Here is a 22809-nt window from a genome sequence, read left to right as displayed (position 1 = left end):
GGCGCGCGCTGAATAAAAGTTTCGAATTTGCTGCCGGTGACGATCGGCACGCGAGGAGAAGACCATGAATCAAGAGATTATGAATCTTTTCAATCCGACGACGCCGGCCCAGGTCTTCGACCAGATCCGGATTTCGATCGCGTCTCCGGAGAAGATTCTGTCCTGGTCGTACGGCGAGATCAAGAAGCCGGAGACCATCAACTACCGTACCTTCAAGCCGGAGCGCGACGGCCTGTTCTGCGCGCGCATCTTCGGGCCGATCAAGGACTACGAGTGCTTGTGCGGCAAGTACAAGCGGATGAAGTACAAGGGCATCATCTGCGAAAAGTGCTCGGTCGAGGTGACGCTGTCGCGCGTCCGGCGCGAGCGCATGGGCCATATCGAGCTGGCAGCTCCCGTTGCCCACATCTGGTTCCTGAAGTCGCTGCCGTCGCGCATCGGCCTGCTGCTCGACATGACGCTGAAGGATCTCGAGCGGATCCTGTACTTTGAATATTACGTCGTGCTCGAGCCGGGTCTCACCGCGCTGAAGGACCGTCAGCTGCTGTCCGAAGACGAGTATCTGAAGGCGCAGGACGAGTACGGCCAGGACAGCTTCACCGCCATGATCGGCGCCGAGGCGATCCGCGAGCTGCTCAAGGGTCTCGAGCTCGAAAAGCTCGAGCAGCAGCTGCGCACCGACATGGCCGAGACCGACTCGGACATCAAGCACAAGAAGCTCGCCAAGCGCCTGAAGATCGTCGAGGCCTTCCGCTTCTCCGGCAACAAGCCGGAGTGGATGATCATGACGGTCGTGCCGGTGATCCCGCCGGACCTGCGTCCGCTGGTGCCGCTTGACGGCGGCCGGTTCGCGACCTCCGACCTCAACGACCTGTATCGCCGCGTCATCAACCGTAACAACCGCTTGAAGCGGCTGATGGAGCTGCGTGCGCCCGATATCATCATCCGCAACGAAAAGCGCATGTTGCAGGAGGCCGTCGACGCGCTGTTCGACAACGGCCGCCGCGGCCGCGTCATCACCGGCGCCAACAAGCGTCCGTTGAAGTCGCTCGCCGACATGCTGAAGGGCAAGCAGGGCCGGTTCCGCCAGAACCTGCTCGGCAAGCGCGTCGACTATTCGGGCCGTTCGGTGATCGTGGTCGGTCCCGAGCTGCGCCTGCATCAGTGCGGCCTGCCGAAGAAGATGGCGCTCGAGCTGTTCAAGCCGTTCATCTACTCGCGGCTCGACGCCAAGGGCCTGTCCACCACGGTGAAGCAGGCCAAGAAGCTGGTCGAGAAGGAGCGTCCGGAGGTCTGGGATATCCTCGACGAGGTGATCCGCGAGCATCCGGTGCTGCTGAACCGCGCGCCGACGCTGCATCGTCTGGGCATCCAGGCGTTCGAGCCGGTGCTGATCGAGGGCAAGGCGATCCAGCTGCATCCGCTGGTCTGCGCCGCCTTCAACGCCGACTTCGACGGCGACCAGATGGCCGTGCACGTTCCGCTGTCGCTCGAAGCGCAGCTGGAAGCGCGCGTCCTGATGATGTCGACCAACAACATCCTGCATCCGGCGAACGGCCAGCCGATCATCGTGCCGTCGCAGGACATCGTGCTCGGCCTCTACTACGTCTCGATCATGCGCGAAGGCCTGCCCGGCGAGGGCAAGATCTTCGGCGACATGGCCGAGCTCGAGCACGCGCTGCACTCGAAGGTCATCCACCTCCACACCAAGATCAAGTACCGGTGGGAAGGCATGGACGAGGAAGGCAAGATGTCGAAGCGGTGGATCGAAACCACCGCGGGCCGCGTCATGCTCGGCAACCTGCTGCCGAAGAGCACCAAGATCTCGTACGACATCATCAACAAGCTGATGACCAAGCGCGAGATCTCCGGCGTGATCGACCAGGTCTACCGTCACTGCGGTCAGAAGGAGACGGTGATCTTCTGCGACCGCATCATGGCGCTCGGCTTCTACAACGCCTTCAAGGCGGGCATCTCGTTCGGCAAGGACGACATGGTCGTGCCGGCGTCGAAGTGGAAGATCGTGGACCAGACCCGTACGCTGGCGAAGGATTTCGAGCAGCAGTACAATGACGGCCTGATCACCCATGGCGAGAAGTACAACAAGGTCGTCGACGCCTGGTCGAAGGCCGGTGAAGAAGTCGCCAAGGCGATGATGAAGGAGATCTCGTCCACCAAGAAGACGGCGGCGGGCGCGGATGCCGACATCAACTCGATCTACATGATGGCGCACTCCGGTGCGCGTGGTTCGCCGGCCCAGATGCGCCAGCTCGCCGGCATGCGCGGCCTGATGGCCAAGCCGTCGGGCGAGATCATCGAGACGCCGATCATTTCCAACTTCAAGGAAGGTCTGTCGGTGCTCGAGTACTTCAACTCGACCCACGGCGCCCGCAAGGGCCTCGCGGACACCGCGTTGAAGACCGCGAACTCGGGCTACCTGACCCGCCGTCTGGTCGACGTCGCGCAGGACTGCATCATCACGCAGACCGATTGCGGCACCACGCTCGGCATCAAGATGCGCGCCATCGTCGACGCCGGCACCGTGGTCGCCTCGCTCGGCTCGCGCATCCTGGGCCGCACGGCCTGCGATGACGTGCGCGATCCCGCCACCAACGAGGTCATCATCAAGCGCGACACGTTGATGGAGGAGAGCCATGTCGACGCGATCCAGCAGGCCGGCATCCAGGAAGTGAAGATCCGCTCGGCGCTGACCTGCGAGCTGATCAACGGCATCTGCGCCAAGTGCTACGGCCGCGACCTGGCCCGCGGCACCCCGGTCAACCACGGTGAGGCCGTCGGCGTCATCGCGGCGCAGTCGATCGGTGAGCCCGGCACGCAGCTGACGATGCGCACGTTCCACATCGGCGGCGCCGCCCAGCTCAACGAGCAGTCGTTCGTCGAATCGAACTTCGACGGCAAGATCGTGATCAGGAACAAGGCCATCGCCCGCAACAGCGAAGGCAACCTGGTCGCGATGGTGCGCAACATGGTCGTCGCGATCGTCGATGCCGACGGCACCGAGCGTGCAACCCACCGTATTCAGTACGGTTCGAAAATGCACGTCGACGAAGGCGACATGGTCAAGCGTGGCCAGCGCATCGCCGAGTGGGACCCCTATACCCGCCCGGTCCTCACCGAAGTCGAGGGCACGATCGGTTTCGAGGATCTGGTCGAGGGCCAGTCGATCTCGGAGACGCTCGACGAATCGACCGGTATCGCCAAGCGCGTGGTCATCGACTGGCGCACGACGCGCGGCGGTTCGGACCTGCGTCCGGCCATCGTGGTCAAGGGCAAGGACGGCAAGGTGCTGAAGCTCGCGCGTGGCGGCGATGCCCGCTACATGCTGTCGGTCGATGGCATTCTGTCGGTCGACGTCGGCGCGAAGGTGATGCCCGGCGACATCCTGGCGCGTATCTCGACCGAGAGCGCCAAGACGCGTGACATCACCGGCGGTCTGCCGCGGGTGGCGGAACTGTTCGAGGCTCGCAAGCCGAAGGATGCGGCGATCATCGCGGAGACCGCGGGAACGATCCGCTTCGGCCGCGACTACAAGAACAAGCGCCGCATCTCGATCGAGCCGATGGACAAGACCGAGGAGCCGCGCGAGTACCTGATCCCGAAGGGCAAGCACATCCACCTTCAGGACGGCGACATCGTCGAAAAGGGCGATTTCATCGTCGAAGGCAATCCGGCGCCGCACGACATCCTGGCGATCAAGGGCATCGAGGAACTCGCTGCCTATCTGGTCAACGAAATCCAGGAGGTCTACCGGTTGCAGGGCGTGCTCATCAACGACAAGCACATCGAGGTGATTGTCCGTCAGATGCTGCAGAAGGTCGAAGTCACCGATCAGGGCGACACCGACATGATCTCGGGCGAGCAGGTCGACAAGATCGAGTTCGACGCGCTCAACACCAAGGCCAAGGAGGAGGGCAAGAAGCCCGCCACGGGTACGCCGGTTCTGCTCGGCATCACCAAGGCGAGCTTGCAGACCCGCTCCTTCTTCTCGGCGGCGTCGTTCCAGGAGACCACGCGCGTGCTCACCGAAGCTGCCGTCAACGGCAAGGTGGACCCGCTCGAAGGCCTCAAGGAGAACGTCATTGTCGGCCGCCTGATCCCGGCCGGCACCGGCGCCTCGATGGCGCGGATCCGCGAGGTCGCGGTCAAGCGCGACAAGCTGATCCTCGACGAGCGCGAGAAGCAGCAGGCGGCGATCGTGCCGACGGCCCCGGAAGCGGAGCCGCTGGCGCTGCCGCCCGCGGAATAGGCATCCGCAAGACTACGGGTATGGCGAGAAGGCCGGCGTTTTGCCGGCCTTTTTGCTGCTTTCTTTCCCTGCTGCGGTGCAGGGACGCAGTTTGTTCATCTTCCCTTCAGGCAAAAAAGTGCTTTTGCTAGGGTGACTTAGACCGGCTGTTTGGCTCGCGCCGGAGACGACGGAATCCATATGCTCGACTTGGCTATTGTAGGCGGCGGCCCCGGGGGGCTGATGAGCGCCTGGTATCTGAAGCGCAAACTCGGCGACCTCTGTCGCATCACGATCTTCGAGGCGTCCAATCGCCTCGGCGGCAAGATCGTCACGCGCAAATTCGACTCCGCGCCGGCGATGTATGAAGCCGGCGTCGCCGAGATCTACGATTACTCGATGACGGGACCCGACCCGCTGCGCGAGCTGATCCAGCATTTCGGCCTGCAGACGATCCCGATGGATGCCGAGCAGGTGCAGCTCGACGGCGAGCTGCTGGCCGACGTCCCCGGCATGCGCCGCAAATACGGCGCGAAGACCGCGGCCGCGATCGAGGCGTTCCGCAAGCGCTGCAGCGACCTGGTGTCGCCGCACGAATATTACGAGGGCATCGGCGCCCACGACAACGAGCACCCGTGGGCCTACAAGACCGCCGAGCAGATCCTCGACGAGGAGGTCGAGGACGCGACCGCCAAGCGCTTCTTCAAGGTGATGGCGCGCTCCGACATCGCGACCGAGAGCCACAACACCAACGGCCTCAACGCGCTGAAGAACTACGTGATGGATGTCGACGGCTATATCGGCCTGTATTCGATCCAGAACGGCAACGAGCAGCTGGTCGATTGCCTGCGCTCGGAGGTCAACGCCGACATCCAGCTCAACCATCGCGTTCTCAAGGTCGGCAAGACTGCCGACGGCCGCTACCAGCTCAACATGATGAACGGCAAGGGGCCGGAGACGCGCGACTTCGACCTCGTGCTGGTCTGCCTGCCGCACTCCTGGCTTGCAACCATGCGCTGGGACGGCGAGACGTTGCGCAAGTCGATGGTCAAGCACGTCGCCTATTTCGATCGCCCCGCGCATTATCTGCGGGTCTCGATCCTGTTCGACGAGCCGTTCTGGGGCGAGAAGATCCCGGGTGCCTGGTTCATGTCGGAGGCGTTCGGCGGCTGCTGCGTCTACAATGAGGGCGCGCGCCACGACGTCGGCAAGCACGGCGTGCTGAACTGGCTGATCGCGGGCTCCGACGCGCTCGCCTTCGCCAATCTCAGCGACGAGGAACTGATCGACGCCGCGCTGAAGTCGCTGCCGGCCGCGCTCGGCGATGCGCGCGAGCATTTTCTCGAGGGCAAGACCCACCGCTGGCTGTCGTCGGTCAACGCGCTGCCGGGCGGCCTGCCGGTGCGCGATGTCATGACCAATCACCGTCCTGAGCCGAAGGAGCATCCCGGCCTCGTGGTGGTCGGCGACTATCTGTTCGATTCGACGCTGAACGGGCTGCTCGATTCCTCCGATGCCGCGACCGACATCATCGTCACCGAGATGATGCGGCTGCGCCGCACCCGCGCGCAGGACGAGGGCACGCTGTCCGACAAGATCGACCGCAGCTATTTCGAGAATTATCGCGGCGTCGGTCCCTACAGCGAAGTCTGGCGCGATTTCACCGACCCGGCCTATCTGACCGACCTGATCAAGACGGTGTGGGGCAGGGCGAAGGGTTACAAGCTCCTGATCGCCGGCTCCGCCAGCGGCGAATTGGTCGGCGCGCTGCGCGAGCGGGGTATCGATGCCTGGGGCATCGAGAACAACCGCTACATCCACGGCAAGACGCCGAAGGCGCTCAGGAAGTACAACAAGCTCGGCTCGATCGCCGACATGCCGTTCAAGGACAACGAGTTCGACTTCGTGTTCGAGACCTCGTTGTGCCATCTCGGCGAGCGACAGGTCGTGCGCGGGGTGCGTGAGCTCAACCGCGTGGTCAAGACCGGTGTGGTGTTCGCGTCGGTGACCTCGGACATGGCGCCTGCGGTGATCGATCGCTACGACCTGCTGCGCGGGGTGAAGAAACTCGGCACCTGGTGGGAGTGGTCGGAACTGTTCTTCGGCAACGGCTTCGACCTGTCGATGCACCGCCGCGACTGCACCGACGCGCTGTGGACGCTGACGTTGGCCGCCAACAAGGGGCCGGGGCAGTGGTACGCCGACTCCGACAGCCTGCGCTATTCCTTCTTCGACAAGGTCGATACCGACCTCGACGACTAACGGCGGCCACGACGAGCGGCACCTGGCGCAAGGCGATCGGCCTTGCGTCAACCAACTGTCAAACGCGGCGATGCCGTGATGGCGAATCGACGGCAGCGTGTGGCGCGCGCCGGCCGTTCCAAACGCTTTGCCGAATTCATCCTGATCGCATAGGATCGCCGCCGCAGCGTTCGCCGCTGCGGTTTTGATTTGCGGTCATGCCGGCCGTGGAGCATCGGTTGGTTTCATGGCGTCCAGACCTCCTGCATCAGACGATCCGACCAAAGCGGCGGCCGACGATCCCGAGCTGAAGAAGAAGCCCGCAGCCGTGGCCGGTCCGCCCGCGGCGACCGCCGCTGCAAAGCCGGCCGCGCCGGCTGACGACGACGAGGATGAGGACGACGACGACGAGTTCGAGCTCGACGACGACGATGACGAGGACCTCGTCGTCTTCACCGCCAAGGAAGCCGCCGGCGCGCTGTCGACGATCTTCGGCTTCATCAGGCCGATCCTGGCGAACTACAGGAAGCCGCTCGCCTTCGTCACCATCGGCGTGCTGGTCGAGACGTTGTTCAACGTCATCATGCCGCTCAGCCTGAAATTCCTGATCGACGACGCGCTCGGCGAGGAGGATTTCCAGGCGCTCTACAAGATCCTCGGGGTGCTCGCGGTGGCCGGCATCGTCACCTCGATCATCGCGGTCTGGTACGAGCGCTGGGACGCGCGGCTCGGCGCTGGCATCATCGCCGACGTCCGGACCCGGATCTTCGAGCACGTCCAGAACCTGCCATCGGCCTATTTCGCGCGCACCAAGCGGGGCGAGATCCTGTCGCGCTTCTCGATCGACCTGTCGGCCTTCGAGGGCTCGGTCAAGACCTTCGCCAACAGCGCGGCGCTGCCCGGTTTCGAACTGATCGCCGGCATCATCCTGATGCTGTTCCTGAACTGGCAGCTCGCGGCGGTTGCGCTGCTGGTGTTTCCGATCACGCTGATCGGTCCGCGCATCCTGACGCCGAAGGCGGTGCAGGCCAATTACGAGCAGAAGCAGAACGAAGCCGCGCTGCTCGGAACCGTGCAGGAGAACGTCGCCGCGCAGGCGGTGGTGAAGGCGTTCAACCTGCAGCGCCGGGCGCTCGGCTGGTTCACGCTGCGCAACCGCGACGTCCGCGCCAAGGCCGCCTCGGCGATGTTCCTGTCGACCATGGTGGAGCGCACCGTCACCATCGCGGTGCTGCTGCTGCACCTCGTGGTGCTGGCGATCGGCGCCTATCTCGCCACCAAGGGCCAGATCACGGTCGGCACCTTCGTGACCTTCGAGAGCGCATTCTGGGAGGTGTCGTACAACATCGCCCATCTCATGCATTTCATCCCGGTGTCGATCCAGTCGGCGGCCGCGGTGCGGCACATCCAGGAGTTGCTCGACGAGCCGACCCGCGGCGCCGACCGCCCGGGTGCGCCGGATCTGCCGCGCATCACCAATGACATCTCCTTCGACCGCGTCACCTTCCAGTATGAGGGAGCGCAGACGCCGGTGCTCGACAATCTCAGCCTCAAGCTCAACGCCGGCAAGAGCATCGCGATCGTCGGTCCGAGCGGCTCCGGCAAGAGCACGCTGATCAACCTGATCCTGCGGCTCTACGTGCCGGACGAGGGCCGCGTCGCGATCGACGGCGTCGACATCCGCCGGGTGACGCGCGAATCGTTGCGGGCGAACATGGCGGTCGTGTTCCAGGAGAACATGCTGTTCAACATGTCGATCCGCGAGAACATCCGGCTCGGCAAGGAGGGGGCAACCGACGCCGAGGTCGAGGACGCCGCCCGGAAGGCCGAGATCCACCGCTACATCATGAGCCTGCCGCAGCGCTACGACACGCCGGTCGGCGAGCGCGGCGATACCCTGTCGGGCGGACAGCGCCAGCGCATCGCGATCGCGCGCGCCATCATCCGCAACCCGTCGGTGCTGCTGCTCGACGAGGCGACCTCGGCGCTCGACCAGACCACCGAGGCGGCGATTAACCGTACGCTACTCAAGGTCGCCGAGGGCCGCACCATGATCTGGTCGACGCATCGCCTGACCTCGGTGGTCGAAATGGACGAGATCATCGTGATCTCAGGCGGCCGGGCGATCGAGCGCGGCTCGCACGAGGCGCTGCTGGCCCAGAATGGCGTCTACCGCAAGCTGTGGGACGACCAGGGTCTCCATCACGACGCGGACGACGAGGATGACGACGACGCGGACGATGAAGACGACGACGAGGATGAGGACGAAGACGAAGACGAAGATGACGAGGGCGATGACGAGGAGGCCGTGACGCCTGCGCCGCGTCGCCGGTGACCTTCGCGCGCTACGCCCGGTCGGCGGCGTGCGGACGTTGCCGGAAGTGATCGGCCGGCCGTGCCGGTGACGCCTGCGGGCGTTGCAGCCGGCGTAGCGAGCCCCGTCCGAGATAGCCAAGGAAGCGCGCCCAGCGCTGGGCCTGCCAGTAGGGCCCGCTGCCGATCGAGATTTCACGGAAGCTGTACGCCTTGGCGTTCGACCAGGCGTCGCACTCCGTCTTGACCGGATCGTCGTAGAACGCGGTGATCTTCTCCTCGCCCATGCCGTCGGTCGCGAGCCAGGCCGGGATGTGGACGTTGCAGAGCTGGGCGACGTCGGTGAACACCTTGTCGGTCCCGGTGCCGGTGACCGGGCAGGTGCTGGCGAAGGCATCGCCGACCAGCACGACGCCGGCCTGCCGATAGCCGGTGCTGACATAGACGTCGGCGGGCCTGATCTTGATGTCGCCGGCGACGTCGAACTCGCCGGTGAGCCGGCGCAGCCGCGGCAGCGCGGCGTTCAGCGTCTCGACCGGGTTGCGGCGCATCGCCCGCAGCCAGGGATCGTCGGCCGGGCGGTATGTGAAGAGGTTGGCGCGCATCCGGTTCCCGACCGGAAACAGCGTGATGTAGGGGATGCGGTCGCTCGGCCGCTCCGAGAAATAGGTCATGGCCGCGAACGGGAAGGCGGGGCGGCCGACGGGGACGAAATCGAAGCCGAGCGAGATCGAGTGGCAGTGGCTCGTGACCAGCCGCTCGATGCCGAGCATCCGGCGCAGGCCGACGTTCAGGCCGTTGGCGAGCACCACGAGGCGCGCCGAGATCTCCTCTCCGCGGGAAAGCACGATCTTCTGCCGTTCGGAGCTGGTCGCGACATCGACCACCTTGTTGCAGATGAACTCCGCCGGTCCCGCGATTTCGTTCCGAATCGCGGCGATCAGATCGTCGTACATGATGCCGTATTGCCGGCTCGGCTGCCGGTCGAGCAGGTGGCCGAATCGCGCGATCCAGTTTTCGCCGTCCAGCGTCGCCGAACGGAGCACGGATTCGGCGAGGCCGGTCCTGCCGAATCGCTCGAGCTGGAGGTCGCCGCTGATCTTTTCGACGCGGAAATCGAACGGATAGACCTGGTGGGGGTCTATCAGGAGGGTCGGTATCCCGGCACGGCCGAGCATCGCGGCTGCGGTCGAGCCCGCAAGACCTCCGCCGATGATCGCGATGTCGGTGTAGCGCATAAGGGGTTCCGTGGCCGTAGACCCCGATTTTTGCGCTGCGAATGGCAAATAAAGGCTTAGTTTCGAAATTTGCATTCAGGACTAAGTTGGGGAGAATTGTTTCTGATCATATTTTATCCGGGTTAAATATGATTCCGCTCCCGCGCCGGAGATTCGGATCGAGGTGAGGGGAGGCACGGAGGCTGTCACAATCCGTCGCCTGACGAGCGCTGATGAAATGCGAAATACGCAAGCGGCAGAGGCGTTTCTTTGCTTGTCGTTTTGCTTGACTTCACTATCTCTCGATTATACAAGGCGCCCACTTAACGACAGGCGGTGAGCTACGCCAGCGTCGGAACGGAACACCCGAAGGTCCCTTTTCAGGCGCCGGACGGGCACCAACCTCGACGAATGCCGCTCAAACGCTGTCGATGATAGCTAGGCAATGCCAGGACGATATTAGTTCTCTTGAGCACGTCCTCTTGAGAGTGAATTCGGATGCATGACCTCGGTGGCGGACCGGACAGCGAGCGCTGAACGGTTCGGGATCGCGGTCCTCTGTGGCGTCGAAGCGCTTTCCGCTCAGCGATGAGTGGTTGGCGCGATTTCGCTTTGCGCGGGTATTTCTACCGCGTCGAGCGGGCCGTACGGGACGGCTTTTCCCGAGAAGAATTGGCGGGGCCATTCAAGGCTTCGCGAACTAAAGGGTGAAGGCTACATGCCGACGATCAACCAGCTGATCGCAAATCCGCGTGAAGTGCAGAAGTCACGTAAGAAGGTGCCGGCGCTGCAGCAGTCGCCGCAGAAGCGCGGCGTGTGCACGCGCGTCTACACCACGACCCCGAAGAAGCCGAACTCGGCGCTTCGTAAGGTCGCCAAGGTGCGCCTGACCAACGGCTTCGAGGTGATCGGCTACATCCCGGGTGAAGGCCATAACCTCCAGGAGCACTCGGTGGTCATGATCCGCGGCGGCCGCGTCAAGGACTTGCCCGGCGTGCGCTACCACATCCTCCGCGGCGTGCTGGATACCCAGGGCGTCAAGAACCGTAAGCAGCGCCGTTCGAAGTACGGCGCGAAGCGTCCGAAGTAAGCGGGAAACGATCAGATGTCGCGTCGCCATTCTGCTGAGAAGCGTGAAGTTCTTCCGGACCCGAAGTTCGGGAACATCATCATTACGAAGTTCATGAACTCGGTGATGTACGCCGGGAAGAAGTCGGTTGCCGAAAACATCGTCTACGGTGCGCTCGGCATGATCGAGACCAAGACCAAGCAGAACCCGCTCGGCGTGTTCGAGCAGGCGCTCGAGAACGTGATGCCGACCATCGAGGTTCGTTCCCGCCGCGTCGGCGGTGCGACCTATCAGGTTCCGGTCGAAGTCCGTTCGGTGCGCCGTCAGGCGCTCGGCATCCGCTGGCTGATCTCGGCCGCCCGTGAGCGCAACGAGAAGACCATGACGGAGCGCCTCTCGGCGGAGCTGCTCGACGCCTCGAACAATCGCGGCAACGCGGTCAAGAAGCGTGAAGACGTGCACCGGATGGCGGAAGCCAACCGCGCGTTCTCGCACTATCGCTGGTAAGGCGAACAACGGAATTTAAGGAACAGTCTCATGCCCCGCCAACATGCCATCGAGGACTACCGCAACTTCGGTATCATGGCGCATATCGACGCCGGCAAGACCACGACCACCGAGCGCATCCTCTATTACACCGGCAAGAGCCACAAGATCGGCGAAGTGCACGAAGGTGCCGCGACGATGGACTGGATGGAGCAGGAGCAGGAGCGTGGCATCACGATCACCTCGGCTGCCACCACCGCGTTCTGGAACGGCAAGCGCCTGAACATCATCGACACGCCCGGCCACGTCGACTTCACCATTGAAGTCGAGCGTTCGCTGCGCGTGCTCGACGGCGCCGTTTGCGTTCTCGACTCCAACCAGGGCGTCGAGCCGCAGACCGAGACCGTCTGGCGCCAGGGCGACAAGTACAAGGTTCCGCGCATCGTCTTCGCCAACAAGATGGACAAGACCGGCGCCGACTTCTTCAAGTGCCTCGCCGACATCGTCGACCGCCTCGGCGCCAAGCCGATCGCGATCCAGCTTCCGATCGGTGCCGAGAACAACTTCAAGGGTCTCGTCGACCTCGTGAAGATGAAGGGCGTCATCTGGAACGATGAATCGCTCGGCGCCAAGTTCGACTATGTCGACATCCCGGAAGATCTGGTCGAGCAGGCCAAGGAATATCGCGAGAAGATGGTGGAAGCTGCCGTCGAGCTCGACGACGACGCTTTGGCTGCCTTCCTCGACGGCAAGGAGCCGGACGAGGCGACCCTGAAGCGCCTGATCCGCAAGGCCGTGCTGACCGGCGCGTTCTATCCGGTGCTGTGCGGCTCCGCGTTCAAGAACAAGGGCGTGCAGCCGCTGCTCGACGCCGTCGTCGACTATCTGCCGTCGCCGATCGACGTGCCCGCGATCAAGGGCACCGACGAGGACGGCAACGAGGTCGTGCGCAAGGCGGACGACAAGGAGCCGCTGGCGCTGCTCGCGTTCAAGATCATGGACGACCCCTTCGTCGGCACCATCACCTTCTGCCGCATCTACTCGGGCATCCTGGCCTCGGGCACCGGCGTCATCAACTCGACCCGCGAGAAGAAGGAGCGGATCGGGCGGATGCTGCTGATGCATGCGAACAACCGCGAGGACATCAAGGAAGCCTATGCCGGCGACATCGTCGCGCTGGCCGGCCTGAAGGAAGCGCGCACCGGTGACACGCTGTGCGATCCCAACAATCCGGTCATCCTCGAGAAGATGGAATTCCCGGAGCCGGTGATCGAGATCGCGATCGAGCCGAAGTCGAAGGCCGACCAGGAGAAGCTGGGCGTGGCGCTGGCCAAGCTCGCCGCGGAGGATCCGTCCTTCCGCGTGACGACCGACCACGAGTCCGGCCAGACCATCCTCAAGGGCATGGGCGAACTGCATCTCGACATCAAGGTCGACATCCTCAAGCGCACCTACAAGGTCGACGCCAACATCGGCGCGCCGCAGGTGGCGTTCCGTGAGCGTGTCACCAAGCGGGTCGAGCACAGCTACACCCACAAGAAGCAGACCGGCGGTACCGGCCAGTTCGCGGCCGTGACCATCATCGTCGAGCCGAACGAAGCTGGGAAGGGCTACGAGTTCGAATCGAAGATCGTCGGCGGCGCGGTGCCGAAGGAATACATCCCCGGCGTCGAAAAGGGTCTCGAGAGCGTGCTGTCCTCCGGCGTGGTCGCGGGCTTCCCGATCGTCGACGTCAAGGTGCAACTGATCGACGGCAAGTTCCACGACGTCGACTCGTCGGCACTGGCCTTCGAAATCGCCACGCGCGCCTGCTTCCGCGAGGCGCTGCAGATGGGCAAGTCCGTTCTGCTCGAGCCGATCATGAAGGTCGAAGTGGTGACCCCGGAAGACTACACCGGTTCGGTCATCGGCGACCTGAATTCCCGGCGCGGCCAGATCCAGGGCCAAGACATGCGCGGCAACGCCAACGTCATCAACGCGATGGTGCCGCTCATGAACATGTTCGGTTACGTGAACAACCTGCGCTCGATGAGCCAGGGACGCGCGACCTTCACGATGCAGTTCGATCACTACGCCGAAGCTCCGGCGAACGTGTCGGCTGAAGTCCAGAAAAAGTTTGCTTGATTGTCGTTGGTTAGCACTAACGACTGAACGGAGAGTCAAATGGCCAAAGCAAAATTCGAGCGTAACAAGCCCCACTGCAACATCGGCACCATCGGTCACGTCGACCATGGCAAGACCTCGCTGACCGCAGCGATCACCAAGGTGCTTGCAGAAACCGGCGGCGCGACGTTCACCGCCTACGACCAGATCGACAAGGCGCCGGAAGAGAAGGCGCGCGGCATCACGATCTCGACCGCTCACGTCGAGTACGAGACGCAGAACCGCCACTACGCCCACGTCGACTGCCCCGGCCACGCCGACTACGTGAAGAACATGATCACCGGCGCTGCCCAGATGGACGGCGCGATCCTGGTCGTGTCGGCCGCTGACGGCCCGATGCCGCAGACCCGCGAGCACATCCTGCTCGCCCGCCAGGTCGGCGTGCCGGCGCTTGTCGTGTTCCTCAACAAGTGCGACATGGTCGACGATCCGGAGCTGCTCGAGCTCGTCGAGCTCGAAGTCCGCGAGCTGCTCTCGAAGTACGAATTCCCGGGCGACAAGATCCCGATCATCAAGGGCTCGGCGCTCGCCGCCCTCGAAGACAAGGACAAGAAGCTCGGCCACGACGCCATCCTCGAGCTGATGCGCAATGTCGACGAGTACATCCCGCAGCCGGAGCGTCCGATCGACCAGCCGTTCCTGATGCCGGTTGAAGACGTGTTCTCGATCTCGGGCCGCGGCACCGTCGTCACCGGCCGTGTCGAGCGCGGCGTGATCAAGGTCGGCGAGGAAATCGAGATCGTCGGTATCCGCGACACCCAGAAGACCATCGTCACCGGCGTCGAAATGTTCCGCAAGCTGCTCGATCAGGGCCAGGCCGGCGACAACATCGGTGCGCTGCTCCGCGGCACCAAGCGCGAGGAAGTCGAGCGTGGCCAGGTGCTGTGCAAGCCCGGTTCGGTCAAGCCGCACACCAAGTTCAAGGCTGAGGCCTACATCCTCACCAAGGAAGAGGGCGGTCGTCACACCCCGTTCTTCACCAACTACCGTCCGCAGTTCTACTTCCGCACCACCGACGTGACCGGTGTCGTGCATCTGCCGGAAGGCACCGAGATGGTGATGCCGGGCGACAACATCGCGATGGAAGTGCACCTGATCGTGCCGATCGCGATGGAAGAGAAGCTGCGCTTCGCGATCCGCGAAGGCGGCCGCACCGTCGGCGCCGGCGTCGTCGCCGCCATCATCGAGTAATACGCGAATAGGGAATGGCGAGTAGCGGGTGGGTCACCATTCGCTATTCGCTACTCGCCACCCACTAAAGAAAGAGTTCGGCAATGAACGGCCAAAATATTCGCATCCGTCTCAAGGCGTTCGACCATCGAATCCTCGATACGTCGACCCGTGAGATCGTGAACACGGCGAAGCGCACCGGTGCGCAGGTTCGCGGACCGATTCCGCTGCCGACCCGCATCGAGAAGTTCACCGTCAACCGTTCGCCGCACGTTGACAAGAAGAGCCGCGAGCAATTCGAGATGCGCACCCACAAGCGCCTCCTCGACATTGTCGACCCGACCCCGCAGACCGTCGATGCGCTGATGAAGCTCGACCTGGCCGCCGGTGTCGACGTCGAGATCAAGCTCTAAGGTTTTGGATTTTTACGTCCGCCGCTTGCGGACAGAAAGACAGGAAGCACGCCGATGCGCTCCGGAGTGATCGCACAGAAGGTCGGGATGACGCGGGTCTTTACGGAGACCGGCGAGCATATCCCTGTGACCGTGCTGAAGTTGGGCAACTGCCAGGTGCTGGGCCACCGCACGACCGAGAAGAACGGCTATGTCGCCCTTCAGCTCGGCTCCGGCGCCCGCAAGACCGTGTACATGCCCAAGGCCGAACGCGGCCAGTTCGCGGTCGCCAAGGTCGAGCCGAAGCGCAAGGTCGCCGAGTTCCGCGTGTCCGAGGACGCGCTGATCCCGGTCGGCGCGGAGATCCAGGCGGACCATTTCGTGGTCGGCCAGTTCGTCGACGTGACCGGCACCTCGATCGGTAAGGGCTTTGCCGGCGGCATGAAGCGCTGGAATTTCGGCGGTCTGCGCGCCACCCACGGTGTGTCGATCTCGCACCGTTCGATCGGTTCGACCGGTGGCCGTCAGGACCCCGGCAAGACCTGGAAGAACAAGAAGATGCCCGGCCACATGGGCGTCGACCGCATCACCACGCTCAATCTGCGCGTGGTGCAGACCGACGTCGAGCGCGGCCTGATCCTCGTCGAAGGCGCCGTTCCCGGCTCCAAGGGCGGCTGGATCTCGGTGCGCGACGCGGTCAAGAAGCCGCTGCCGAAGGAAGCCCCGAAGCCCGGCAAGTTCAAGGTTGCCGGCGGCGAAGTCGCCGAGGCTGCCGCCGAGAAGGAGGGCGCGTGAGATGGAACTGAAAGTCACGACCCTTGAAGGCAAGGACGCCGGATCCGTCGAGCTCTCGGACGCGATCTTCGGTCTCGAGCCCCGCGCCGACATCATTCAGCGCTGCGTGCAGTGGCAGCTGAACAAGCGTCAGGCCGGCACGCACAAGGCCCAGGGCCGCGCCGACGTCTGGCGCACCGGCAAGAAGATGTACAAGCAGAAGGGCACCGGCGGCGCCCGTCACGGCTCGGCCCGCGTGCCGCAGTTCCGCGGCGGTGGCCGTGCGTTCGGTCCGGTGGTTCGCTCCCATGCGACCGACCTGCCGAAGAAGGTGCGGGCGCTCGCGCTGAAGCATGCGCTGTCGGCCAAGGCCAAGGACGGCGGGTTGATCGTGATCGACAATGCGCAGCTCGAGGCCGCCAAGACCAAGGCGCTGCTCGGTCACTTCTCCGGTCTCGGCTTGACCAATGCGCTGATCATCGACGGCGCCGAGCTGAACGCCGGTTTCGCGACCGCGGCCCGCAACATCCCGAACATCGACGTGCTGCCGATCCAGGGCATCAACGTCTACGACATTCTCCGCCGCCACAAGCTCGTTCTGACCAAGGCTGCGGTTGATGCGCTGGAGGCGCGCTTCAAATGAAGAACATCGATCCGCGCCACTACGACGTCATCATCTCGCCGGTCGTGACGGAAAAGGCGACGCTCGCCTCCGAGCACAACAAGGTGCTGTTCAAGGTCGCCGGCAAGGCGACCAAGCCGCAGATCAAGGAAGCGGTCGAGAAGCTGTTCGACGTCAAGGTGAAGAGCGTCAACACTCTCGTTCGCAAGGGCAAGACCAAGGTGTTCCGCGGCAATCTCGGCTCGCAGTCGGACACCAAGCGCGCGATCGTGACCCTGGAAGAGGGCCACCGCATCGACGTGACTACCGGACTATAAGGCGCAACGACGATGGCATTGAAAACCTTTAATCCCACGACGCCGGGCCAGCGCCAGCTGGTCATGGTCGATCGTTCGGCGCTCTACAAGGGCAAGCCGGTGAAGACCCTGACCGAGGGCAAGCTCGGCAATGGCGGTCGCAACAACACCGGTCGCATCACCGTGCGTTTCCGCGGCGGCGGCCACAAGAAGGCCTACCGCACCGTCGACTTCCGCCGCGACAAGGTGGACATGCCGGCGGTCGTGGAGCGGCTCGAGTATGATCCGAACCGCACCGCGTTCATCGCGCTGATCAAGTATCAGGACGGCGAGCTCGCCTACATCCTGGCGCCGCAGCGCCTCGCCGCGGGCGACACCGTTGTCGCCGGCAACTACGTCGACGTGAAGCCGGGCAACGTCATGCCGCTCGGCAACATGCCGGTCGGCACGATCGTGCACAACATCGAGCTGAAGATCGGCAAGGGCGGCCAGCTGGCGCGCTCGGCCGGTACCTACGCCCAGATCGTCGGCCGCGACCAGGACTACGTGATCGTCCGCCTGAACTCGGGCGAGCAGCGTCTCGTGCACGGCCGTTGCCGCGGCACCATCGGCGCGGTCTCGAACCCGGATCACATGAACATCTCGATCGGCAAGGCCGGTCGTACCCGCTGGCTCGGCTGGCGTCCGCACAACCGCGGCGTCGTCATGAACCCGATCGACCATCCGCACGGCGGTGGTGAAGGTCGTACCTCGGGCGGTCGCCACCCGGTTACTCCGTGGGGCAAGCCGACCAAGGGCAAGAAGACCCGCACCAACAAGTCGACCAACAAATTCATTCTCCTCAGCCGCCACAAGCGGAAGAAGTAAGGAACGCCGGACATGGTTCGTTCAGTCTGGAAAGGCCCGTTCGTCGAGGGTTCTCTGCTCAAGAAGGCAGATGCCGCCCGCGCGTCCGGCCGTCACGACGTCATCAAGATCTGGAGCCGCCGCTCCACCATCCTGCCGCAGTTCGTCGGCCTGACCTTCGGTGTCTACAACGGCCAGAAGCATGTGCCGGTGGCGATCAACGAGGAAATGGTGGGTCACAAGTTCGGCGAGTTCTCGCCGACCCGGACCTTCCACGGCCACTCGGGCGACAAGAAAGCCAAGAAGGCTTGAGGAATAGACGATGAGCAAACCAAAGCGCGAACGTAGCCTCGCGGACAATGAGGCCAAGGCCGTCGCCCGCATGCTGCGCGTCAGCCCGCAGAAGCTGAACCTGGTGGCGCAGCTGATCCGCGGCCGCAAGGCGTCCGCTGCGCTCGCCGACCTGCAGTTCTCGCGCAAGCGGATCGCGGTCGACGTCAAGAAGTGCCTGGAATCGGCGATCGCGAACGCCGAGAACAACCATGACCTCGAGGTCGACGACCTGATCGTCGCCGAGGCGCATGTCGGCAACGGCATCGTGATGAAGCGTTTTGCTCCGCGCGGCCGTGGCCGTTCGGGCCGTGTGTTCAAACCGTTCTCGCACCTGACCATCGTGGTTCGTCAGGTCGAGGCCGAGGCAAGCGCCTAAGAAGGGCGCAGGAGAAGACGATGGGTCAAAAGATCAATCCAATCGGGCTGCGTCTCGGCATCAACCGGACCTGGGACTCCCGTTGGTTCGCCGGCAAGCAGGAATACGGCAAGCTCCTGCACGAGGACGTCAAGATCCGCGAGATCCTGCACAAGGAGCTCAAGCAGGCGGCCGTCGCCCGCATCGTGATCGAGCGTCCGCACAAGAAGTGCCGCGTGACGATCCATTCGGCCCGTCCGGGTGTCGTGATCGGCAAGAAGGGCGCCGACATCGACAAGCTGCGCAAGAAGGTCGCCGACATCACCTCGTCGGACGTCGTGATCAACATCGTCGAAATCCGCAAGCCGGAGCTCGACGCGACCCTGGTCGCTGAATCGATCGCCCAGCAGCTCGAGCGCCGTGTCGCGTTCCGCCGCGCCATGAAGCGCGCCGTGCAGTCGGCGATGCGTCTCGGCGCCGAGGGCATCCGCATCAACTGCTCGGGCCGTCTCGGCGGCGCCGAAATCGCGCGCATGGAGTGGTACCGCGAAGGTCGCGTGCCGCTGCACACGCTGCGCGCCGACGTCGACTACGGCGTTGCTACCGCGTTCACGACCTTCGGCACCTGCGGCGTCAAGGTCTGGATCTTCAAGGGCGAGATCCTCGAGCACGATCCGATGGCCCAGGACAAGAAGATGGCGGAAGGCGACAACACGCCGCGTTCGCGCCGCGACGCCGCTTGAGGCAAAGCAGGAATTTGAGGGCTTAAAGCCATGATGCAACCTAAGAAAACGAAGTTCCGGAAGGCGCATAAGGGCCGTATCCACGGCGTTGCGACCTCTGGCGCGACGTTGGCGTTCGGCCAGTTCGGCCTGAAGGCGATGGAGCCTGAGCGCGTCACCGCCCGTCAGATCGAAGCCGCCCGCCGCGCGCTGACCCGTCACATGAAGCGCGCCGGCCGCGTCTGGATCCGCGTGTTCCCGGACGTGCCGGTGTCGAAGAAGCCCGCCGAAGTCCGCATGGGCTCCGGCAAGGGTGCGCCGGAATTGTGGGTGGTCCGGATCAAGCCGGGCCGCGTGATGTTCGAGATCGACGGCGTGCCGGTGCAGACCGCGAAGGAAGCGCTGTCGCTCGCCGCCGCCAAGCTGCCGATCAAGACGCGCTTCGTTGCGCGCATTGCGGAGTAATCGCCATGGCCGAGATGAAAGTTGAAGACATTCGCGCGATGAGCGACGACCAGCGGGAAGACGCGGTCCTTAACCTGAAGAAGGAACGCTTCAACCTGCGTTTCCAGCGCGCCACCGGGCAGCTGGAGAACACCTCGCGGATGCGGGAAGCCCGCCGCGATATCGCTCGTATCAAGACCATCGCCGCGCAGCTGCGCGCGAAGAAGAAGTAAGGGGCCTGCTATGCCGAAACGTACTCTGCAGGGCGTGGTCGTCAGCGACAAGCAAGCCAAGACCATCGTGGTGCGCGTCGATCGCCGCTTCACCCACCCGATCTACAAGAAGACGATCCGCCGTTCCAAGAACTACCACGCGCACGACGAGAACAACCAGTTCAAGCCGGGCGACATGGTCTGGATCGAGGAATCGAAGCCGATCTCGAAGCTGAAGCGCTGGACCGTGGTCCGGGGCGAACACAAGAAAACGGCCTGATTACCTCGGCCTGGCCGAAGTCATTCAGGGAAATTTTGAGCGCGCTAAAGCGCAGAAAGAGGACGAGGTGCATCAATGATTCAGATGCAGACCAACCTCGACGTGGCCGATAATTCTGGCGCACGCCGTGTCATGTGCATCAAGGTTCTTGGAGGTTCCAAGCGCCGCTATGCCACCGTGGGCGACGTTATCGTTGTGTCGATCAAGGAAGCCATCCCGCGTGGCAAGGTGAAGAAGGGCGACGTGATGAAGGCCGTCGTGGTCCGGGTCCGCAAGGACATCCGCCGCGCCGACGGTTCGGTCATCCGTTTCGACCGCAACGCCGCCGTGCTGATCAACAATCAGTCCGAGCCGGTCGGCACCCGTATCTTCGGGCCGGTGCCGCGCGAGCTGCGCGCCAAGAACCACATGAAGATCATTTCGCTCGCGCCGGAGGTGCTGTGATGGCTGCCAAGATCCGCAAGGGCGACAAGGTGATGGTGCTCACCGGCCGCGACAAGGGTCGCACCGGCGAGGTGTTCGAGGTGCGTCCGGACGAGAACAAGGCTCTCGTTCGCGGCATCAACATGGTGAAGCGTCACCAGAAGCAGACCCAGACCCAGGAAGGCGGCATCATCTCCAAGGAGATGCCGATCGACCTTTCCAACATTGCGTATGTCGGCAAGGACGGAAAGCCGACCCGCATCGGGTTCAAGATTCAGGCCGATGGCAAGAAGGTTCGTGTTGCCAAGAGCTCGGGAGCAGAGATCGATGGCTGATACAGCTTACACGCCGCGTCTGCGCGCGGAGTACGACAAGAAGATCCGCGGCATGATGACCGAGAAGTTCGGTTATGCCAACGTGATGCAGGTGCCGCGCCTCGACAAGGTCGTGCTCAACATGGGCGTGGGCGATTCCGTCAACGACCGCAAGAAGGCCGAGACCGCCGCCGCCGAGCTGACCCAGATCGCCGGCCAGAAGGCGATCGTGACCTATTCGCGGATCGCGATCGCGACCTTCAAGCTGCGTGAGAACCAGCCGATCGGCTGCAAGGTCACGCTGCGCAAGGCCCATATGTACGAGTTCATCGACCGCCTGGTGAACGTGGCGCTGCCCCGCGTCCGCGACTTCCGCGGCCTGAACCCGAAGAGCTTCGACGGCCGCGGCAACTACTCGCTCGGCATCAAGGAGCACATCATTTTCCCCGAGATCGACTTCGACAAGGTCTCGGAAGCGCGTGGCATGGACATCACGGTCTGCACCACCGCCAAGACCGACGACGAGGCGCGTGCCTTGTTGACCGCTTTCAATTTCCCGTTCCGGCAGTGAGTAGCTGAGCCAAAGCCACTCAAACGCGGATACTCAGGAGCCAAGCATGGCAAAGAAGAGTTCAGTCGAGAAGAACAACCGGCGCAAGCGGATGGCGAAGAACGCCGGCCCGCGCCGCGAGAAGCTGAAGGCGATCATCGCCGACAAGACCAAGCCGATGGAAGAGCGCTTCGCGGCGACGCTGAAGCTCGCCGAGATGCCGCGCAACTCGTCGCCGACGCGCATCCGCAACCGTTGCGAGCTGACCGGGCGTCCGCGCTCGAACTATCGCAAGAACAAGCTCTCGCGCATCGCGCTGCGTGAACTCGGCTCCAAGGGCCTGGTTCCCGGCCTCGTGAAGTCGAGCTGGTAAGGGAGGGTCGGAACCATGTCTACGCACGATCCGATCAGCGATCTCATCACCCGCATCCGCAACGCGCAGATGCGTTCGAAGTCCAAGGTCTCGAGCCCCGGCTCGAAGATGCGCGCCAACGTGCTCGAAGTGCTGAAGTCCGAGGGCTACATCCGCGGCTACGCCAGCGTCGAGCATGCCTCGGGCCGCAGCGAGCTCGAGATCGAGCTGAAGTATTTCGACGGCGAGCCCGTCATCCGCGAGATCGAGCGGGTGTCGAAGCCGGGCCGCCGCGTTTACGCCTCGGTGAAGAACCTGCCGCGCGTGAACAACGGTCTCGGCATTTCGGTGTTGTCGACGCCGAAGGGAATCATGGCTGACCACGAGGCGCGCGACGCCAACGTGGGCGGCGAAGTTCTCTTCACGGTGTTCTGAGGAAGGATTTTACGATGTCACGTATCGGCAAGCGGCCGGTGGCGATCCCGTCGGGTGTGACGGCGACCGTCGAGGGCCAGACGGTGAAGGTGAAGGGGCCGAAGGGCCAGCTTCAGTTCGTCGTGCATGACGACGTCGAGGTGAAGTTCGAGAACGGCCAGGTCAAGGTCGCTCCGCGCGTCAAGACCAATCGCGCGCAGGCGATGTACGGCACCGCGCGCGCGCAGGTCGCCAACCTCGTCGAGGGCGTCACCAAGGGCTTCGAGAAGAAGCTCGAGATCACCGGCGTCGGTTACCGCGCCGCGATGCAGGGCAAGAACCTGCAGCTCGCGCTCGGCTACAGCCACGACGTGGTCTACGCGATCCCGGAAGGCATCACCATCGCGGTGCCGAAGCCGACCGAGATCACGATCACCGGCAACGATCCGCAGCGCGTCGGCCAGGTCGCCGCCGAGATCCGCGCCTACCGTCCGCCGGAGCCCTACAAGGGCAAGGGCGTGAAGTACGCCAACGAATTCATCTTCCGCAAGGAAGGCAAGAAGAAGTAACGGAGC

25 protein-coding genes are annotated in these 22809 nt (G+C 63.7%); 24 read left to right on the top strand and 1 reads right to left on the bottom strand.

The features are described 5' to 3' along the window. Positions 1-64 precede the first annotated feature (64 nt). From rpoC to BI327_RS02850, 3 genes are all read left to right on the top strand, one after another. Positions 65-4267 (top strand): DNA-directed RNA polymerase subunit beta', encoded by a 4203-nt coding sequence (rpoC, locus tag BI327_RS02860; protein ID WP_076858264.1) that lies wholly within the window; start codon positions 65-67, stop codon positions 4265-4267. A 180-nt stretch (positions 4268-4447) separates the two neighbouring features. Next, positions 4448-6508, top strand: coding sequence for an FAD-dependent oxidoreductase (locus BI327_RS02855; RefSeq protein WP_076858263.1), 2061 nt, complete (start codon positions 4448-4450; stop codon positions 6506-6508). Positions 6509-6734: 226 nt separating this feature from the next. Beyond that, the gene (locus BI327_RS02850) at positions 6735-8822 is read left to right on the top strand and encodes an ABC transporter ATP-binding protein (RefSeq protein ID WP_076858262.1); all 2088 of its coding nucleotides are present in this window, start codon (positions 6735-6737) and stop codon (positions 8820-8822) included. 10 nt (positions 8823-8832) lie between these two features. Here BI327_RS02850 and BI327_RS02845 read toward each other — a convergent pair whose 3' ends face one another. Then, on the bottom strand, positions 8833-10038 hold the full coding sequence (locus BI327_RS02845) for an FAD-dependent oxidoreductase (protein ID WP_076858261.1): 1206 nt from the start codon (positions 10036-10038) through the stop codon (positions 8833-8835). Between the two features lie 697 nt (positions 10039-10735). On the opposite strand from BI327_RS02845, the gene rpsL reads away from it, so the two are divergent. From rpsL to rplF, 21 genes are all read left to right on the top strand, one after another. Further along, complete coding sequence (gene rpsL / locus BI327_RS02840) at positions 10736-11107, top strand: 30S ribosomal protein S12 (RefSeq protein WP_006611834.1); 372 nt, start codon at positions 10736-10738, stop codon at positions 11105-11107. 15 nt (positions 11108-11122) lie between these two features. After that, positions 11123-11593, top strand: coding sequence for a 30S ribosomal protein S7 (gene rpsG, locus BI327_RS02835; protein WP_050625739.1), 471 nt, complete (start codon positions 11123-11125; stop codon positions 11591-11593). 30 nt (positions 11594-11623) lie between these two features. Continuing rightward, positions 11624-13696 carry an elongation factor G gene (fusA, locus tag BI327_RS02830; RefSeq protein WP_076858260.1) on the top strand — a complete coding sequence of 691 codons (2073 nt, stop codon included), beginning with the start codon at positions 11624-11626 and terminating at the stop codon, positions 13694-13696. Positions 13697-13735: 39 nt separating this feature from the next. Further along, positions 13736-14926, top strand: coding sequence for an elongation factor Tu (gene tuf / locus BI327_RS02825; RefSeq protein ID WP_028339316.1), 1191 nt, complete (start codon positions 13736-13738; stop codon positions 14924-14926). Between the two features lie 83 nt (positions 14927-15009). Beyond that, positions 15010-15318, top strand: coding sequence for a 30S ribosomal protein S10 (gene rpsJ, locus BI327_RS02820; protein WP_002712302.1), 309 nt, complete (start codon positions 15010-15012; stop codon positions 15316-15318). A 54-nt stretch (positions 15319-15372) separates the two neighbouring features. After that, complete coding sequence (gene rplC, locus BI327_RS02815; RefSeq protein WP_076858259.1) at positions 15373-16092, top strand: 50S ribosomal protein L3; 720 nt, start codon at positions 15373-15375, stop codon at positions 16090-16092. A gap of 1 nt (position 16093) precedes the next feature. After that, positions 16094-16714, top strand: coding sequence for a 50S ribosomal protein L4 (gene rplD, locus BI327_RS02810; protein WP_076858258.1), 621 nt, complete (start codon positions 16094-16096; stop codon positions 16712-16714). After that, a complete protein-coding gene (locus BI327_RS02805) occupies positions 16711-17010 on the top strand; it encodes a 50S ribosomal protein L23 (protein ID WP_016843746.1) in 300 nt (99 codons plus the stop codon). Before rplD ends, BI327_RS02805 begins: the two co-directional genes overlap by 4 nt. A 12-nt stretch (positions 17011-17022) precedes the next feature. Further along, positions 17023-17856 (top strand): 50S ribosomal protein L2, encoded by an 834-nt coding sequence (rplB, locus tag BI327_RS02800; protein ID WP_024578573.1) that lies wholly within the window; start codon positions 17023-17025, stop codon positions 17854-17856. Between the two features lie 12 nt (positions 17857-17868). Continuing rightward, a complete protein-coding gene (gene rpsS, locus BI327_RS02795; protein ID WP_018272137.1) occupies positions 17869-18147 on the top strand; it encodes a 30S ribosomal protein S19 in 279 nt (92 codons plus the stop codon). 10 nt (positions 18148-18157) lie between these two features. Beyond that, complete coding sequence (rplV, locus tag BI327_RS02790) at positions 18158-18544, top strand: 50S ribosomal protein L22 (RefSeq protein WP_050420397.1); 387 nt, start codon at positions 18158-18160, stop codon at positions 18542-18544. Between the two features lie 20 nt (positions 18545-18564). Then, on the top strand, positions 18565-19266 hold the full coding sequence (gene rpsC, locus BI327_RS02785; RefSeq protein ID WP_018272135.1) for a 30S ribosomal protein S3: 702 nt from the start codon (positions 18565-18567) through the stop codon (positions 19264-19266). A gap of 30 nt (positions 19267-19296) precedes the next feature. Then, positions 19297-19710 (top strand): 50S ribosomal protein L16, encoded by a 414-nt coding sequence (gene rplP / locus BI327_RS02780; RefSeq protein ID WP_016843752.1) that lies wholly within the window; start codon positions 19297-19299, stop codon positions 19708-19710. A gap of 5 nt (positions 19711-19715) precedes the next feature. After that, positions 19716-19922, top strand: a complete 207-nt coding sequence (gene rpmC, locus BI327_RS02775; RefSeq protein ID WP_021081654.1) for a 50S ribosomal protein L29 — start codon at positions 19716-19718, stop codon at positions 19920-19922. Positions 19923-19932: 10 nt separating this feature from the next. Then, positions 19933-20181: a 30S ribosomal protein S17 gene (gene rpsQ, locus BI327_RS02770; protein WP_016843754.1), complete on the top strand. Its 249-nt coding sequence runs from the start codon at positions 19933-19935 to the stop codon at positions 20179-20181. 75 nt (positions 20182-20256) lie between these two features. Then, positions 20257-20625, top strand: a complete 369-nt coding sequence (gene rplN / locus BI327_RS02765) for a 50S ribosomal protein L14 (protein WP_011473865.1) — start codon at positions 20257-20259, stop codon at positions 20623-20625. After that, positions 20625-20939: a 50S ribosomal protein L24 gene (gene rplX, locus BI327_RS02760; protein ID WP_016843755.1), complete on the top strand. Its 315-nt coding sequence runs from the start codon at positions 20625-20627 to the stop codon at positions 20937-20939. Before rplN ends, rplX begins: the two co-directional genes overlap by 1 nt. After that, positions 20932-21489 carry a 50S ribosomal protein L5 gene (rplE, locus tag BI327_RS02755; protein ID WP_050420398.1) on the top strand — a complete coding sequence of 186 codons (558 nt, stop codon included), beginning with the start codon at positions 20932-20934 and terminating at the stop codon, positions 21487-21489. The genes rplX and rplE overlap by 8 nt, the downstream gene beginning before the upstream one ends. Before the next feature lie 46 nt (positions 21490-21535). Next, positions 21536-21841 carry a 30S ribosomal protein S14 gene (gene rpsN / locus BI327_RS02750; RefSeq protein WP_016843757.1) on the top strand — a complete coding sequence of 102 codons (306 nt, stop codon included), beginning with the start codon at positions 21536-21538 and terminating at the stop codon, positions 21839-21841. Between the two features lie 15 nt (positions 21842-21856). Next, entirely contained in the window at positions 21857-22255 is a 399-nt protein-coding gene (gene rpsH, locus BI327_RS02745; protein ID WP_021081651.1) for a 30S ribosomal protein S8, read from the top strand. Positions 22256-22269: 14 nt separating this feature from the next. Further along, positions 22270-22803: a 50S ribosomal protein L6 gene (gene rplF, locus BI327_RS02740; protein WP_024578581.1), complete on the top strand. Its 534-nt coding sequence runs from the start codon at positions 22270-22272 to the stop codon at positions 22801-22803. The last annotated feature ends 6 nt before the right edge of the window (positions 22804-22809 follow it).

Origin of the sequence: Bradyrhizobium mercantei (genome assembly GCF_001982635.1) — a bacterium.
Lineage (GTDB): Bacteria > Pseudomonadota > Alphaproteobacteria > Rhizobiales > Xanthobacteraceae > Bradyrhizobium > Bradyrhizobium mercantei.
The sequence above is the reverse complement of the archived record's forward strand: the minus strand, read 5'-3'. Positions and strand labels throughout refer to the sequence as shown.

Bases quoted from the DNA above. Each gene is read 5' to 3' on its own strand.
- rplF (WP_024578581.1), top strand. From the start codon at position 22,270: ATGTCACGTATCGGCAAGCGGCCGGTGGCGATCCCGTCGGGTGTGACG.
- rplD (WP_076858258.1), top strand. From the start codon at position 16,094: ATGGAACTGAAAGTCACGACCCTTGAAGGCAAGGACGCCGGATCCGTC.
- rplX (WP_016843755.1), top strand. From the start codon at position 20,625: ATGGCTGCCAAGATCCGCAAGGGCGACAAGGTGATGGTGCTCACCGGC.
- rpsS (WP_018272137.1), top strand. From the start codon at position 17,869: ATGGTTCGTTCAGTCTGGAAAGGCCCGTTCGTCGAGGGTTCTCTGCTC.
- tuf (WP_028339316.1), top strand. From the start codon at position 13,736: ATGGCCAAAGCAAAATTCGAGCGTAACAAGCCCCACTGCAACATCGGC.
- rpsG (WP_050625739.1), top strand. From the start codon at position 11,123: ATGTCGCGTCGCCATTCTGCTGAGAAGCGTGAAGTTCTTCCGGACCCG.
- rplN (WP_011473865.1), top strand. From the start codon at position 20,257: ATGATTCAGATGCAGACCAACCTCGACGTGGCCGATAATTCTGGCGCA.
- rplV (WP_050420397.1), top strand. From the start codon at position 18,158: ATGAGCAAACCAAAGCGCGAACGTAGCCTCGCGGACAATGAGGCCAAG.
- rplP (WP_016843752.1), top strand. From the start codon at position 19,297: ATGATGCAACCTAAGAAAACGAAGTTCCGGAAGGCGCATAAGGGCCGT.
- rpsQ (WP_016843754.1), top strand. From the start codon at position 19,933: ATGCCGAAACGTACTCTGCAGGGCGTGGTCGTCAGCGACAAGCAAGCC.
- rpoC (WP_076858264.1), top strand. From the start codon at position 65: ATGAATCAAGAGATTATGAATCTTTTCAATCCGACGACGCCGGCCCAG.
- BI327_RS02850 (WP_076858262.1), top strand. From the start codon at position 6,735: ATGGCGTCCAGACCTCCTGCATCAGACGATCCGACCAAAGCGGCGGCC.
- rpsC (WP_018272135.1), top strand. From the start codon at position 18,565: ATGGGTCAAAAGATCAATCCAATCGGGCTGCGTCTCGGCATCAACCGG.
- rplE (WP_050420398.1), top strand. From the start codon at position 20,932: ATGGCTGATACAGCTTACACGCCGCGTCTGCGCGCGGAGTACGACAAG.
- rpsL (WP_006611834.1), top strand. From the start codon at position 10,736: ATGCCGACGATCAACCAGCTGATCGCAAATCCGCGTGAAGTGCAGAAG.
- rplB (WP_024578573.1), top strand. From the start codon at position 17,023: ATGGCATTGAAAACCTTTAATCCCACGACGCCGGGCCAGCGCCAGCTG.
- rpsH (WP_021081651.1), top strand. From the start codon at position 21,857: ATGTCTACGCACGATCCGATCAGCGATCTCATCACCCGCATCCGCAAC.
- fusA (WP_076858260.1), top strand. From the start codon at position 11,624: ATGCCCCGCCAACATGCCATCGAGGACTACCGCAACTTCGGTATCATG.
- rpsN (WP_016843757.1), top strand. From the start codon at position 21,536: ATGGCAAAGAAGAGTTCAGTCGAGAAGAACAACCGGCGCAAGCGGATG.
- BI327_RS02805 (WP_016843746.1), top strand. From the start codon at position 16,711: ATGAAGAACATCGATCCGCGCCACTACGACGTCATCATCTCGCCGGTC.
- rplC (WP_076858259.1), top strand. From the start codon at position 15,373: ATGCGCTCCGGAGTGATCGCACAGAAGGTCGGGATGACGCGGGTCTTT.
- BI327_RS02855 (WP_076858263.1), top strand. From the start codon at position 4,448: ATGCTCGACTTGGCTATTGTAGGCGGCGGCCCCGGGGGGCTGATGAGC.
- BI327_RS02845 (WP_076858261.1), bottom strand. From the start codon at position 10,038: ATGCGCTACACCGACATCGCGATCATCGGCGGAGGTCTTGCGGGCTCG.
- rpmC (WP_021081654.1), top strand. From the start codon at position 19,716: ATGGCCGAGATGAAAGTTGAAGACATTCGCGCGATGAGCGACGACCAG.
- rpsJ (WP_002712302.1), top strand. From the start codon at position 15,010: ATGAACGGCCAAAATATTCGCATCCGTCTCAAGGCGTTCGACCATCGA.